Here is a 14,085-nt window from a genome sequence, read left to right as displayed (position 1 = left end):
GGTGTGCCTTTTGCTGCTTGCGGGCGTCGAAACCCGGTCTCTATTCTTTGTGCACCTGGCTTTCGGGAAACCTGCATGAACTTCATTCAAAGCAACTTCAACAACCTGCTGGCAATCTGCTGGTTCGCAGCCTGCTGGGGCGGCTACACCCGTTATGCCATCTGGAAGGGCCGCGACACCGCTTGCCTGGCCAGCGTGCTGCACCTGTACCGCGAAGACTGGATGCGGCGCATGTTGATGCGCGACAACCGCATCGCCGATGCCAGCGTGATCGGCAACCTGGAGCGCAACGCTTCGTTTTTCGCCTCAAGTACCTTGATCATTCTTGCGGGTATTCTCACTGTACTTGGTGCCTCGGACAGGGCGCTGTCGCTGCTGGCCGACCTGCCCTTGGTGCAGCAGACGTCCCAAGGTATGTCGGAAATCAAGTTGCTGTGCCTGGCGACGGTCTTCGTTTATGCCTTCTTCACCTTCAGCTGGTGCATGCGTCAGTACAACTTCGCGGCGGTGCTGGTAGGGTCGGCGCCGATGATTGGCGAGCGCCTGGTCAATGAGCTGGAGCGCAAGGCATTTGCCTCGCGCGCCGCGCGGGTGTTGTCGCTGGCGGCCAACCAGTTCAACTTGGGGTTGCGCGCGTATTACTTTGGCATGGCCCTGTTGAGCTGGTTTATCAGCCCCTGGTTGTTCATGGTGATGAGTGTCGGGGTTGTATTGATTCTCTATCGCCGTGAGTTCCATTCCGATGTGCTGGATGTGATGGTGTTCACACCCACGGAAAGTGCGCCGGTGGATGTCGCTAAGGAGGGCTCGGCTTCCGGCAACTGAAACGTTTAATCGTTAAACTTCAGGCATAAAAAAACCCGACAGTGTCGGGTTTTTTTGTACAAGCCGATTACTGCTTGGCAGGTTCGGCTGGAGTAGCAGGCGCGGTTTCTGGCGCTGGAGTGGCCGGGGCGGCTTCCGGAGCCGGAGTTGCCGGAGCGGCTTCTTCGGCGGCCTTCTGCTGCGCTTCGGCCTGATCTTTGGCAGCTTCAGCGTTTTCCTTGGCGGCTTCGTTCATCTTATCCTGAGCTTCGCCCATTTTTTCCTGGGCTTGCTCGGCGTGTTGCTGTGCGTCTTGGGCTTTGTCTTCGCTCGCTTTATCGCAAGCGGCCAGGCCCATGGCAGCAGCCAGCATCAGAGCAAAAGCAAAAGGTTTACGCATGGGGGTGTATCTCCTTGGTGGAATAAGTGACTTGTTCCTTCGAGTACAACTACGCGGAATAAGTTCCGCGCAGGTTACAGATATATAACGCCCCGTTCTACATAGACTTTTTAACGGTTTTATGCCGTTGCGTCCGTAGCCCTGGAACTTGCCGATGAGCGATTCAACCTTGATGGCCATGGCCGAGCGTTTTCTGTCGGCCTTGAAGCATTGTCAGTTGTTGCAGATGCGCGTGGCGCATGCCGATACGCAGGGCATGACGTTGATCTTGCCGTGGTCGCCGGCAATCGTTGGCAACCCGCAAACCGGCGCGGTGCATGGTGGGGCGCTGACCACGCTGATGGACACTACCTGCGGCATGGCCACCCTGTGTGCGCTGCCACAGTTCGAAGTGTGCCCGACCTTGGACCTGCGCATCGACTACATGCACACAGCCGAGGCTGGCAAGGACATCTATGGCCATGCCCAATGCTACCGGGTGACGCGCGATGTGATCTTCACCCGAGGCAGCGCCTACCAGGACGACCCCAGCCAGCCCATCTGCCAGGTGGTGGGAACGTTCATGCGCCTGGGGCCGCAGATCAAGGGCGGCATTCGCTTCGGCAACAGCCTCAAGGAGGGTGGCGCATGATCCCGCCAGACGTACGCCAGCAACTCAATGCCGCCCACGCGGTGGGCGACTACCGGCCGTTGCTGGCATTGATCCCCTATGCCGGTCTGATCGGCATCGAATGCGAGCGCCAGGGCGAGGACCTGCTTTTTCGCCTGCCAGCCAACCCGGACAACATTGGTAACCCTTTGCTGCCAGCGATTCATGGTGGCGTGATCGCAGGGTTCATGGAGTTGTCTGCGGCGTTGTACCTGCTGATCTACAGCGAGAGTGCGAGCATTCCCAAGGTCATCGACTTCTCCATCGACTACCTGCGCGCCGGGCACTTTCGCGACACCTACGCCCATTGCCAGCTGTGGCGCCAAGGGCGACGGGTGACCAACGTCGCCATCACCGCCTGGCAAGGTGATCGGCAGTCGCCCATCGCCACCGCCCGGGCACATTTCAAGATCGAACCGGAAAAGCCCTTGAAATCGCCTGGGCAGCCCCCATCTGCATGACATCCGCCATTAACGCAGGCCGAATCGGCTGCAGGCGCCCACTGCCATCAGATCGGAGTTTTGAAGACCATGAGTGTGGAAACACAAAAGGAAACCCTGGGCTTCCAGACCGAGGTAAAGCAGCTGCTGCACCTCATGATTCATTCGCTGTACTCGAACAAGGAAATCTTCCTGCGTGAGCTGGTTTCCAACGCCTCTGACGCGGCTGACAAGCTGCGTTTCGAAGCCCTGGCCAAGCCAGAGCTGCTCGAAGGCGACGCGGATCTGCGCATTCGTCTGAGCTTCGACAAGGACGCCGGCACCATCACGCTCGACGACAACGGCATTGGCATGAGCCGCGAAGACGTCATCACCCACCTGGGTACCATCGCCAAGTCCGGTACTGCCGACTTCATGAAGAACCTCACCGGTGACCAGAAGAAGGACTCGCACCTGATCGGTCAGTTCGGCGTGGGCTTCTATTCGGCCTTCATCGTTGCCGACAAGGTCGACGTCTACAGCCGTCGCGCAGGCCAGCCGGCTGCCGAGGGCGTGCACTGGTCGTCCAAAGGCGAGGGCGAGTTCGAAGTTGCTACCGTAGACAAGCCAGAGCGCGGCACCCGCATCGTGCTGCACCTGAAGAAGGATGAGCAGGAGTTCGCCGATGGCTGGCGCCTGCGCAACCTGGTCAAGAAGTACTCCGATCACATTGCCCTGCCGATCCAACTGCCTAAAGAGCAGGAAGCTGCAGAAGGCGAGGAGCAGCCAGCCGTTGAGTGGGAAACCGTCAACCGTGCCAGTGCCCTGTGGACCCGTCCGCGTACCGAGATCAAGGACGAGGAATACCAGGAGTTCTACAAGCACATCGGCCATGACTTCGAGAACCCGCTGGCCTGGAGCCACAACAAGGTCGAAGGCAAGCTTGAATACAACTCGCTGCTGTACGTCCCGGCCCGCGCGCCGTTCGACCTGTACCAGCGTGAAGCACCGCGTGGCCTGAAGCTGTATGTGCAGCGCGTGTTCATCATGGACCAGGCCGAGTCGTTCCTGCCGCTGTACCTGCGCTTCATCAAGGGCGTGGTCGATTCCAACGACCTGTCGCTGAACGTTTCTCGCGAAATCCTGCAAAAAGACCCGATCATCGATTCGATGAAGACCGCGCTGACCAAGCGCGTGCTGGACATGCTGGAGAAGCTGGCGAAAAACGAGCCAGAGCAGTACAAGGGCTTCTGGAAAAACTTCGGCCAAGTGCTGAAGGAAGGCCCGGCCGAGGACTTCGCCAACAAAGAGAAGATCGCAGGCCTGCTGCGCTTCGCTTCCACCCATGACGACAGCGGTGAGCAGAGTGTCGCCCTGGCCGATTACCTGGCCCGCGCCAAGGAAGGCCAGGACAAGATCTACTACCTCACCGGCGAAACCTATGCGCAGGTCAAGAACAGCCCGCACCTGGAAGTCTTCCGCAAGAAGGGCATCGAGGTCCTGCTGCTGACCGACCGTATCGATGAGTGGCTGATGAGCTACCTCAACGAGTTCGACGGCAAGAGCTTCGTCGACGTCGCCCGTGGCGACCTGGACCTGGGCAAGCTGGATTCCGAGGAAGACAAGAAGGCCCAGGAAGAAGTCGCCAAAGACAAAGAAGGCCTGGTCGAGCGCCTGAAAGGCGCGCTGGGTGACAGCGTTGCCGAGGTGCGTGTTTCCCACCGCCTGACCGACTCGCCGGCAATTCTCGCCATTGGCGAACAGGACCTGGGCCTGCAGATGCGCCAGATCCTCGAAGCCAGCGGGCAGAAGGTGCCGGATTCCAAGCCGATCTTCGAATTCAACCCGAGCCACCCGTTGATCGAGAAGCTGGACCACGAGCAGAGCGAAGACCGCTTCGCTGAGCTCTCGCACATCCTCTTCGATCAGGCGGCCCTGGCGGCCGGCGACAGCCTCAAGGACCCGGCGGCCTACGTTCGTCGCCTGAACAAGCTGTTGGTCGAGCTGTCTGCTTGAGTTGATGCATCGATAAGCCCGCTTCGGCGGGCTTTTTCATGGTGAATGCTAAGGAGTGCTTGATGAGCAAGGTAATCGTCGAATCATTGGTCTATCACCTGTCTGGCAAGGCCTATGAAAGCCGCCTGGTCTACGAGCCTGGTGCGTTGCGGCGGCCGGGGCTGGTGATGGCGCCGAACTGGATGGGTATTGGCGAAGGTGCCGAGCGCATTGCCAGGGAAGTGGCCGAGAAGGGCTATGTGGTGCTGATTGCCGACCTCTATGGGCAGTCGGTGCGGCCGTCCAATGCCGATGAGGCCGGGGCGGCGATGATGCCATTGAAGAACGACCGCGCAGAGCTGCGCAAGCGCATGCAGGAAGCACTCTCGCAACTGCTGGCGCAGTCCAAGGCGTTGTTGGAGCCTGGCAAGGTGGCCACCTTCGGCTTCTGTTTCGGCGGCTGCTGTGCGCTGGAACTGGCGCGTGCGGGTGCCGACCTGAGGGCTGCGGTCTCCTTCCACGGTACCCTGGATACGCCGAACCCGGCAGATGCCAAGCACATCAAGGGCTCGGTGCTGGTGCTGCACGGTGCGTCCGATCCGCTGGTGCCAAAGGAGCAATTGCCAGCCTTCGAAGACGAGATGAATGCGGCCAAGGTCGATTGGCAGTTGCTCAGCTATGGCGGCGCGGTGCATTCGTTTACCGACCCGAATGCGAACGTGCCGGGCAAGATGCAGTACGACCGTCGTACCGCGGAGCGCGCGTTCCGCTCGATGCACAACCTGCTGAGCGAAGTGTTTCAGCGCTGAGGGTGCACTGGGGCCGCACAGCGGCCCCCCATCACCGTGGCAACTCGATCCGCGAAGTCTCCCCCGGCACCGTCGGCCAATCCCCCGCAGCCCATCTCACCCTGGCCCGCTCGATCAAGGCCGGGTCACTTGCCACGAAGTTCCAGTTCATCCGTCGCGGCCCATCCAGCGGTTCGCCGCCGATCAATACCAGCTGGCATTCACCCTCTGCGTACAAGGTGACCGCTTCGCCCTCCGGCAGCACCACCAGGCTGCACGGCTCGACCGCCTCATCGTTCAGTACCAGCTCGCCGTCAAGCAGATACAGCGCCCGCTGCGCATGTTCATCCGCTACCTGCAGCGTGGTCGCCGGCTGCATGTGTACATGGGCGTAGAGGGTAGGGGAGAGCACCGGTACCGGCGACTCAAGGCAGAACCCGTGGCCGGCAATCATGCAGATGCGTACCCCCAGGCTATCACTGACCGGCAGGCTTGCCGCCGGGTGATGGCTATAGCTTGGCGCGCCCTCCTCGAGCGCGCGCGGCGACGCCAGCCAGACCTGCAGGCCGTGCAGGCGCGAGCCACGGGCAAGCGCCTCGGCCGGTGTGCGCTCGACATGCGCCACACCACTGCCAGCGGTCATCCAGCTGACATCGCCTGGTCGCACATGCTGCGCGGACCCTAGGCTGTCCTTGTGCAGGATCTCGCCTTCGAACAGGTAGGTCAGCGTTGACAGGCCGATATGCGGGTGCTGACGGATGTCCATGCCACGGCCTGGGGCGTAGTCCGTTTCGAGCATATGGTCGAAGAACACGAACGGGCCGACGCTGCGGCACTGCGCAGATGGCAGCGGGCGTAGGATCGGCTGGCCCTCGACCGACTCGGCACGTGGGCGGATGACCAGGGGGCTGCTCATGGTGGGCTCCGGGCAGGTTGCAAGTGCTCCAAGCATAGCGGTTTGCCGGGGTTTGCTGAACTGCGGCGCGGGCCAGTCGGTCTACCCTGTTCGTACTTGGAGAAGGAAGCTGCCCATGATCGCCAGAGCGCTGGCTTGTGCGTTGTTGTCCGGCTGCTTGTGCCTGCCGGCACAGGCGCGCGACTACCGCTACAGTGACGCCCACCTGCACTACGTCGACTTTTTCCAGGAGACAGAGGGCATGCCGGCCTTGATCAAGGCCATGGATGAGGCGGGCATCGAGCAGTCGATGATCTCCGGCATCCCGGTGGCCAAGAAATGGCACGAGGACGAACCCAAGCGCCCGCGCTATTACGCAGGTGATGACGCCGATGCCTATTGGTACAGCGCGACCGATACCTACGTCGCCGCAGCCCTTGAGAAGCTGCCAGAGGCGCAGCGGCGGCGCTTTCATCCGTTTCTGACGGGCTTCAACCCGGTGGACAAGAACGCTGTCAGCCACATCGAGCGCATGCTCGAGCTGTACCCCGGGCTCTGGCAAGGCATCGGCGAGGTGTTCACCCGTCATGATGACCTCACGGCCCTGACCAGCGGCGATACGCCGCGTGCCAACAACGAAGCCATGACGCGTATCTATCACCTGGCGGCAGAGCGCGACCTGCCGGTGCTGCTGCACTCCAATATCACCTCCAAGCGCGAGCGCAACCCCCTGTACCTGGCCGAAATCGAAGAGCCGCTGCGTAATCATCCGCATACTCGGTTTATCTGGGCGCATGCGGGCACGAGCATGGAGATTCATCGGCATCAGACGCAGATGGACTTTCTGTTGCCGGTGCTGACGCGTTTGCTGAAGGACTACCCGAACCTGTATGTGGATTTGTCGTGGAGTGTGCTAAAGCCCTATTTGCTGGACGACAAGGGCGTGCCGCGCAAGGCCTGGGTCGAACTGGTCAAGCGCTACCCGGAGCGCTTCATGCTGGGGTCGGATGTGGTGGGGCGGTTTGGCAGCCTGGGGGAGGAGATGCACGGCTTCAAGCCGTTTCTGGATGCCTTGCCCGAAGCGGTGGCCAAGCAGGTGGCGCGGGATAACTTCCTCGCGGTGTTGCCCAGGGCACGCTAGCAGCCGGTACCGGCAACACAAAAGAAAACGCCCCGAACCAGTCGGGGCGTTTTCATTATTGCGTCACGGCCTTACTTGCCAGCCCAGCGCTTGAGCACCAGGGTGGCGTTGGTGCCGCCGAAGCCGAAGCTGTTGCTCATGACCGTATCGATCTTGGCGTTTTCTTCGGTCTTGCGCAGGATCGGCAGGTCAGCGACTTCCGGGTCCAGCTCGTCGATGTTGGCGGAGCCGGCGATGAAGTTGTTTTCCATCATCAGCAGGCAGTAGATCGCCTCGTGCACACCTGCGGCGCCCAGCGAGTGGCCCGACAGGCTCTTGGTCGAGCTGATCTTCGGTGCCTTGTCGCCGAACACTGCGCGAACACCCTTCATCTCGGCAACGTCACCGACCGGGGTCGAGGTGCCGTGGGTGTTCAGGTAGTCGATCGGGGTGTCGACGGTGGCCAGCGCCTGCTGCATGCAGCGGATGGCGCCTTCGCCGCTTGGGGCGACCATGTCGTAGCCATCGGAGGTCGCGCCGTAGCCGACGATTTCGGCGTAGATCTTGGCGCCACGGGCCAGTGCGTGCTCCAGTTCCTCGACCACCACCATGCCGCCACCGCCGGCGATGACGAAGCCATCACGGTCGTTGTCGTAGGCGCGCGAGGCCAGTTCAGGGGTTTCGTTGCGCTTGGTCGACAGGGCGCCCATGGCATCGAACAGGAACGATTGGCTCCAGTGCTCTTCTTCACCGCCACCGGCGAAGACGATGTCTTGCTTGCCCCACTGGATCTGCTCCAGCGCAGTGCCGATGCAGTGTGCCGAGGTGGCGCAGGCCGACGAGATCGAGTAGTTCAGGCCCTTGATCTTGAACGGGGTGGCCAGGCACGCCGAAACGGTGCTGCCCATGGTGCGGGTGACGCGGTACGGGCCGACGCGCTTGACGCCTTTCTCGCGCAGGGTATCCAGCGCTTCCATCTGGTTCAAGGTCGAGGCGCCGCCGGAACCGGCAACCAGGCCGGTGCGCGGGTTGGAAACCTGCTCTTCGGTCAGGCCGGCGTCCTTGATTGCGTCCTGCATCGCCAGGTAGGCGTAGGCCGCGGCGTGGCCGACAAAGCGATAGACCTTGCGGTCGATCAGTTCTTCGAGGTTGAGGTCGATGGACCCGGAAACCTGGCTGCGCAGCCCCATTTCCTTGTATTCCGGGTTGAAACGGATACCCGGACGGCTGTTACGCAGGTTTTCGGTGACGGTCTCTTTGTCATTGCCCAGGCACGATACGATGCCCAGACCAGTGATAACGACGCGGCGCATGCGAATAACCCTTAGAAATTGTCAGTGGAGGTGAACACGCCGACCCGCAGGCCTTCGGCGGTGTAGATCTCGCGGCCGTCGACGCTGACCGAGCCATCGGCGATGGCCATGTTCAGCTTGCCCTTCAGGACGCGCTTGATTTGAATGTTGTAGGTGACTTTCTTGGCGGTAGGCAATACCTGGCCGAAGAATTTCACTTCGCCCGAACCCAGCGCGCGGCCGCGGCCCGGCAGGCCTTGCCAGCCGAGGAAGAAGCCGACCAGCTGCCACATGGCGTCCAGGCCCAGGCAGCCCGGCATGACCGGATCGCCTTCGAAGTGGCAAGCGAAGAACCACAGGTCCGGATTGATATCCAGCTCGGCGACCAATTCACCTTTGCCGTACTTGCCGCCTTCTTCGCTGATATGGGTGATGCGATCGACCATCAGCATGTTCGGCGCGGGCAGTTGCGCATTACCTGGGCCGAACAGCTCACCGCGACTGCAGCGCAGCAGGTCTTCCCGAGTAAAGGCGTGTTGTTTGGTCATGCGAGCTCCTCAATAACCCCCTGCGGCAGGGGATGAATCTTCCCGGCCGGCCCGAAAAGCGATGACTCCGGGGCGGCAGCCTACAGGTAGACTATTGCGTTGTGGTGAAAGTCACAGTGCACCAGACGAAAGAAGTACAGGTGTGCACTGAAACGTCTATTTTCAGGCCCGAAGAAGGTCCTGTCCAGTCCTTAAGACTGCCGCACTTTAGCATTTATCGCCAGTCGCGGTTGTCTGACCGGGTAACCAGCGTTGCAGCACGCGTTGCAGTTCGGTGCGGCGCAAGGGTTTGCTCAGGTAATCGTCCATGCCGGCGGCCATGCAGCGCTCACGATCACCCTCCAGGGCGTTGGCGGTCAAGGCGATGATCGGCAGGTGCATGCCGTTGGGCAGCAGGCGGATGCGCTGGGTGGCTTCATAGCCATCCAGGTTTGGCAGGCGGCAGTCCATCAAAATGGCGTCGAAGCGTTGCTGGCTGACCTGCTCGACTGCCTGGAGGCCGTCTGCCGCCACGCTGACTTCAAGCCCCAGGCTGCGCAACATGGCTTCTATGACATTCTGATTGACCTGGTTGTCCTCCACCAGCAGCACCCGCTCGCTACCGGCCAGCGGCCGCTGCTCGCGCACCGCTGCGGGCAGTTGCACCGGGGCAGGTGCGGCCAGGGCCAAGGGCATTTCCAGGGTGAAGGTCGAGCCCAGGCCCTCGCGGCTTTCACCGCGCAGCTTGCCACCCATGCGTTCGGCCAGGGTACGTGCGATCGACAGGCCCAGGCCGGTGCCGCCATAGCGCCGGGAAATCGAACTGTCGGCCTGCTGGAAGGCGACGAACATCATTTCCAGGCGGTCGCTGTCGATGCCGATGCCGGTGTCGCGCACGCTGCAGGTGAACCAGAGCAGTTGTCGGTCCAGTACCTGGCAACGCGCCTCGACCTGCACCTGGCCTCGCTCGGTGAACTTCAGGGCATTGCCGACCAGGTTCAGCAAAATCTGCCGGATCCGCGTCGGGTCGCCGTTCACCCTCAAGTGTTCGATGCCTTCGGGCATGTGCAGATGCAGGCCGAGGCCGCGTTGCTGGGCGCTGTGCTGGAACGATTGGACGCTGCTGGCGATCAGGTCGCCGAGGTTGAAGTCGATGCGCTCCAGCTCCAGCGCCGTGCGCTCGATGCGCGAGAAGTCGAGAATGTCGTTGATGACCTTGAGCAAATGCCCGGTGGACTCGGTGGCAACGGCGGTGTAGTCGGCCTGTTCGCTGGTCAGTGGGGTGGTTTCGAGCAGCTGCAGCATGCCCAGCACGCCATTCATGGGGGTGCGCAGCTCATGGCTCATCATCGCCAGGAAGTCCGACTTGGCGCGGTTGGCCTGTTCGGCCTCTTCACGTGCCTGGGTCAACTGGGCGATGGCTTGCTTTTGCTCGTCACTGGCTTGCTCAAGGGCGCTGGCCAGGTTGTTGATGTGGCGCGCCAGATGGCCCAGCTCGCTGTCATCGACCACCGGCAGCGGGGTGTTGTATTCGCCTTGCTGAATAGCCTTGACCGCATGGCCCATGTCGCTGATGGGTTTGGCCAGGCTGACGGCCAGCCGCCGTGCCAGCAGGAAGGTGAACAGCAGGGCGAACAGGGCCAGGATGCCCGCCTTGATGACGATTTCCTGCTGGCGCTGGCTGAAGGCATCGTCGGACATGCCCACGATCACCCGCCCCAGGTAGTCGTCACCGATGGCCGGGGAAGAAACCTTGCCCGGCTGCAGGAAGTCGGTGTCCAGGCGGATCTGCTGGAGGCGGATCGGGGCCTGGAACACTTCCACCCGCTGCGCCCGGTTGGCGCTTTCGTCAGACTGCTCGACGTAGACCAGGATGTGGTTACGGCTGTCCTGCACCTCCAGAAAACGTACGTGCGGAATGCTCAAGGTGGCGCGCATGAGCCCTTCGAGCACTTCGTTGTTGCCCGAGATCACCCCGTATTCGGAGGCCGGCGCCAACTGGTTGGCGATCAGCTGGCCGGTGTGGTTGAGCTCCTGGCGCAAGTCCTGGATTCGCACGAAGGTGAAGAAGCTGATCAGCAGCAAGGTCAGCAGCAAGGCGGGGCCGAGGCTGATGATCTGGGTGCGGGTGTGGATGTCCCAGCTCAGGCGTCTGCTCATGGGGTGGATTCTCCTTCGGCCAGGGCCTTGGCGGCGGCGTTCGGATCGATGGGTTCAAGGCCCAGGGCGCGTGCCACTTGCTGGTTGCCACTGACGCCGTAGCGCGCGGGGTAAAGGCTGCGCGGCCAGCGTGCCGGAGGCTGGTCGAGCAAGTGGTCGAGCACCGCCAACCAGTCGTCCTGGTCGCTGTAGGTGCTGGCCAGGGCGCCTGCGCGGACGAAGCCTGCGTTCGGGCCGATCAACGCCATTTGCCGCCCATAGCTGCTGAGCAGCAGGTTTTTTGCGGTCTTGGGGTTGTACAGGGCGGGGTCGTCCAGGCCTAGCAGCACGTCGCTGTTGCCCAGCAGGTATTGCAGGGGCCGGCTGTCACGCGGGTCGGGCCAGTCCTGGGCAATGATCTCCAGGCCCAGGGGGCGGGCGGCATGGCGAAGCTCATCGAGCAGAAAGGCACTGTGCTTACCGTAAAGCACGCCGATGCGTTGTGCTTGTGGCAGCAGGTAGCGCGCCAGGCGCAGTTGGCGGGCCAGCGGCGGGTCGCTCCACAGCAGGGTGAGGAAGGCGGGGCGTGACTTTCCCAGGCGCTGTTCAGCCTGTACCCGGCTTACCCGCATGGCCAGTGCCGGCGGCCCGGCGCTTTCACTCAGGCGCCACTCCAGTGCGGCACTGTCGAGCAGCACCAGACGCTGGTCGGCCTTTAGTCGTCCTGGACGCGGCAAATCGGCCGTGGTCTGGAAGCGCACTCGATCCTGCGGGCGATGGCTTTCGACTGCCGCGACGAAGCTGCGAATGCCGGGCTGGTCTTCGCCACCGACCAGCAGAATATCACTGGCCCACAGCGGCCCCAGGGGCCATAGGCAAAGCAGCAGCAGGCGCAGCAGGCGGGCCATCAGAATTCCAGCTCCGCACTGACGCTCAGGCGATGGCGGCTGTCGTAACGGTTTTGCAGTGCGGTAGTCGGCTCATCGTCCAGGCGTTGCTGCCACAGCGCTGCCAGTTCCAGGTTGCTGCCCTGTACCCGGAAACGCTTGGCCACGCGCAGGTCCAAACGCTCGTAGCGGTACTGGTTGAGGGCATCGTCACCGTAGTAGAAAAGCGCGCTCGACCAACCATCGCCCCATTCGCGCATCCAGCCAGCCGAGCCGCTGTTGCGGGCGCTGAGGCGTCGGTCGTCGGGGTTGCTGGCCCAGGCATCGACGTAGGCGTAGGTCACGCGCAGGCGGTCGCGCAGGGTAGGGCGCCAGTCCAGTTGCGCCTCGCTGCCGGTGAAGCGGGCCTTGTTGGCGTTGCTGGCGATGTACTGGTTGTTCTTCAGCGGCTCGCTGATCATGCCGGTGATTTCGTCGTAGAACACCTTCACATCCATGCTCAGGTCGAGGTCGCTGAAGTAGCCGTTGTAGCCCAGCTCGCGCGAGCGCATGCGCTCCTGGTCGAGGTCGCCCGGGCCGCGCGTCTTGACGAAATACTCACCGTGTTGCTGGCCAAACGCATTGGGGCTGAGGTTTTTGACCGTGTAGCTCCAGTTGACGTTGTTCTCGAACATGTCGGGTGAACGCACTGCCTCGGAATACACCGCACGCAGGCCATGGCGTGGGGTGATCAGGTAGTTGACCGCCACGCGTGGGGTCAGCGAGCTGCCAGACAGGCGCGAGTCCTCGAACATCGCGCCGCCCTGGATGATCCAGTGCTCATCGGCGCGCCATTCCAACTGCCCGAACAGGCGCCAGGTCTGGTCGTCCAGGCTGCCATTGAAATAGGTCTGCGAGTCGGCGCGGTCATAGCGCAAGTTCATGCCGCTGAGCAGGCGCAGGCTGTCGGTCAGGCTCAGGGTGTCCTGGATTTCCAGGTCGTAGCGGGTTTCGCGGGTGCTCTGGTCGACATCGCCGCAGACCACATTGCGCCCGCCCTCGCTGTTCCACTGGGCCTGGATGGCTTCGACCAAGGCCTGTTCTTCGGGGTTGCTGCTGCGCGGGGGGTTGTTGGCGCCGCGCGCCACCAGCTCGGCAAAGTTCGGGTTGAGCTGCCACAGCCGGGTCAGCTCCGGGCTGAACGACAGCGCCGCGTCGCAGGCACGCCAGACCTGCTGGCGGTCGAAGTGCTGGGCCGAGCCCTGCACGTACAGGCTGTGATCGGGGTTGAAGTCGATGTTCCAGCGTACCGAGCCTGCGTAGTCCTTGGCATTGACGTCGGCGCTGTCGCCCCGCTCGGTCACATAGGGGAACACCGGCTGGTAGGTGTAGGGCCGCTGGTTGCTGCCTTCCTTGGCCGCCAGTTGCCATTCCAGGGTCTGGTCGGGGGCCAGGCTGTGGCTGGCACTGAGGTTGAAGCGGGTGAGGCGGCGGCTGTCGCGGTAGTCCTGGCCGTACTGGTCCTTGTCGAAACCATCGTCCTGCTGGCCCGACACCGACAGGCGCATGTCGCCGCCGTCCCAGCCGAAGCCGTGGCTGGCGTAGAAATCGTTGATGCCGTCCTGGCCACGGGTGACCTTGAGGCGCGTGCCATGGCTGTCGGCGGGGTTGCGGGTGAGGATATTGACCACGGCCATCAGCGCGTTGGCGCCATAGCTGACCGTGTTGGGGCCACGGAATACCTCGATGCGCTCGATGTCCTCCATGGCCAGCGGGATGTCGCTCCAGTCCACCGTCGCCAGGCCTGCGCGGTACACCGAGCGGCCGTCGATCAACACCTGCATGCGCCGGGCGTCATTGACGTTGCTGCCATGGTAGTTGACGGTCGGCTGGTTGCCGGCGCCGTAGCCGATCATCATGCCGGGCACCAGGCGCAGCAGTTCGGGGATGTCGCGGGCACCGCTGGCGCGGATCAGCTCGCTGTCGAGCACGGTCATGCTGCCGGGCACCGCCGCCGGGGATTGTTTGAGCCGGGTGGCGGTCAGAACCTGCGGCAGGTCGGCGTTGTCGATGAACAGATCGTCGGCCATGGCCGGGCCGCCGAGCAAGGCGGTCAATAGTAGAAGACGCGGGTAGGGGGGCGTGCCAGGCAACACGGTACGACCTTGTTTCAGAGATGAAACAGGCATGT

General features: G+C 62.5%; 13 protein-coding genes. 6 read left to right on the top strand and 7 right to left on the bottom strand.

What is annotated here, in order from left to right; translation table 11 throughout:
* Positions 1-75: 75 nt before the first annotated feature.
* Positions 76-825, top strand: a complete 750-nt coding sequence (locus HU770_RS05890; RefSeq protein WP_186663282.1) for a DUF599 family protein — start codon at positions 76-78, stop codon at positions 823-825.
* 67 nt (positions 826-892) lie between these two features.
* On the opposite strand, the gene HU770_RS05885 is transcribed toward HU770_RS05890, so the two are convergent.
* Positions 893-1,204: a hypothetical protein gene (locus HU770_RS05885; protein ID WP_047581273.1), complete on the bottom strand. Its 312-nt coding sequence runs from the start codon at positions 1,202-1,204 to the stop codon at positions 893-895.
* Between the two features lie 154 nt (positions 1,205-1,358).
* Here HU770_RS05885 and HU770_RS05880 point away from each other — a divergent pair, with 154 nt between their 5' ends.
* The 4 genes from HU770_RS05880 to HU770_RS05865 all read left to right on the top strand — a co-directional run bounded on the left by HU770_RS05880 (position 1,359) and on the right by HU770_RS05865 (position 5,076).
* A complete protein-coding gene (locus tag HU770_RS05880; RefSeq protein WP_033699266.1) occupies positions 1,359-1,835 on the top strand; it encodes a PaaI family thioesterase in 477 nt (158 codons plus the stop codon).
* A complete protein-coding gene (locus tag HU770_RS05875) occupies positions 1,832-2,314 on the top strand; it encodes a PaaI family thioesterase (protein ID WP_186663280.1) in 483 nt (160 codons plus the stop codon). The genes HU770_RS05880 and HU770_RS05875 overlap by 4 nt, the downstream gene beginning before the upstream one ends.
* Positions 2,315-2,383: 69 nt before the next feature.
* Positions 2,384-4,288, top strand: coding sequence for a molecular chaperone HtpG (htpG, locus tag HU770_RS05870; protein WP_033699263.1), 1,905 nt, complete (start codon positions 2,384-2,386; stop codon positions 4,286-4,288).
* A 62-nt stretch (positions 4,289-4,350) separates the two neighbouring features.
* Positions 4,351-5,076 (top strand): dienelactone hydrolase family protein, encoded by a 726-nt coding sequence (locus tag HU770_RS05865; protein ID WP_186663278.1) that lies wholly within the window; start codon positions 4,351-4,353, stop codon positions 5,074-5,076.
* A gap of 31 nt (positions 5,077-5,107) precedes the next feature.
* Here the strand turns inward: HU770_RS05865 and HU770_RS05860 are convergent, their stop codons facing one another.
* Complete coding sequence (locus HU770_RS05860; protein ID WP_186663276.1) at positions 5,108-5,971, bottom strand: pirin family protein; 864 nt, start codon at positions 5,969-5,971, stop codon at positions 5,108-5,110.
* 115 nt (positions 5,972-6,086) lie between these two features.
* On the opposite strand from HU770_RS05860, the gene HU770_RS05855 reads away from it, so the two are divergent.
* Entirely contained in the window at positions 6,087-7,091 is a 1,005-nt protein-coding gene (locus tag HU770_RS05855) for an amidohydrolase family protein (protein ID WP_186663274.1), read from the top strand.
* Between the two features lie 71 nt (positions 7,092-7,162).
* On the opposite strand, the gene fabB is transcribed toward HU770_RS05855, so the two are convergent.
* From fabB to HU770_RS05830, 5 genes are all read right to left on the bottom strand, one after another.
* Positions 7,163-8,383: a beta-ketoacyl-ACP synthase I gene (gene fabB / locus HU770_RS05850; RefSeq protein WP_033699258.1), complete on the bottom strand. Its 1,221-nt coding sequence runs from the start codon at positions 8,381-8,383 to the stop codon at positions 7,163-7,165.
* An 11-nt stretch (positions 8,384-8,394) separates the two neighbouring features.
* Complete coding sequence (fabA, locus tag HU770_RS05845; protein ID WP_033699257.1) at positions 8,395-8,910, bottom strand: 3-hydroxyacyl-[acyl-carrier-protein] dehydratase FabA; 516 nt, start codon at positions 8,908-8,910, stop codon at positions 8,395-8,397.
* A 207-nt stretch (positions 8,911-9,117) separates the two neighbouring features.
* Positions 9,118-11,049 (bottom strand): response regulator, encoded by a 1,932-nt coding sequence (locus HU770_RS05840; RefSeq protein WP_186663272.1) that lies wholly within the window; start codon positions 11,047-11,049, stop codon positions 9,118-9,120.
* Positions 11,046-11,936, bottom strand: coding sequence for an ABC transporter substrate-binding protein (locus HU770_RS05835; RefSeq protein ID WP_095063688.1), 891 nt, complete (start codon positions 11,934-11,936; stop codon positions 11,046-11,048). The genes HU770_RS05840 and HU770_RS05835 overlap by 4 nt, the downstream gene beginning before the upstream one ends.
* The gene (locus HU770_RS05830) at positions 11,936-14,083 is read right to left on the bottom strand and encodes a TonB-dependent receptor (protein WP_186663270.1); all 2,148 of its coding nucleotides are present in this window, start codon (positions 14,081-14,083) and stop codon (positions 11,936-11,938) included. The genes HU770_RS05835 and HU770_RS05830 overlap by 1 nt, the downstream gene beginning before the upstream one ends.
* Between the last annotated feature and the right edge of the window lie 2 nt (positions 14,084-14,085).

This window comes from Pseudomonas sp. SWRI68 (assembly GCF_014269165.1).
In the GTDB taxonomy this organism is placed as follows: Bacteria; Pseudomonadota; Gammaproteobacteria; order Pseudomonadales; family Pseudomonadaceae; genus Aquipseudomonas; species Aquipseudomonas capeferrum.
Note: the sequence above shows the minus strand (reverse complement) of the source record. Positions and strands in the feature narration are given on the sequence as shown.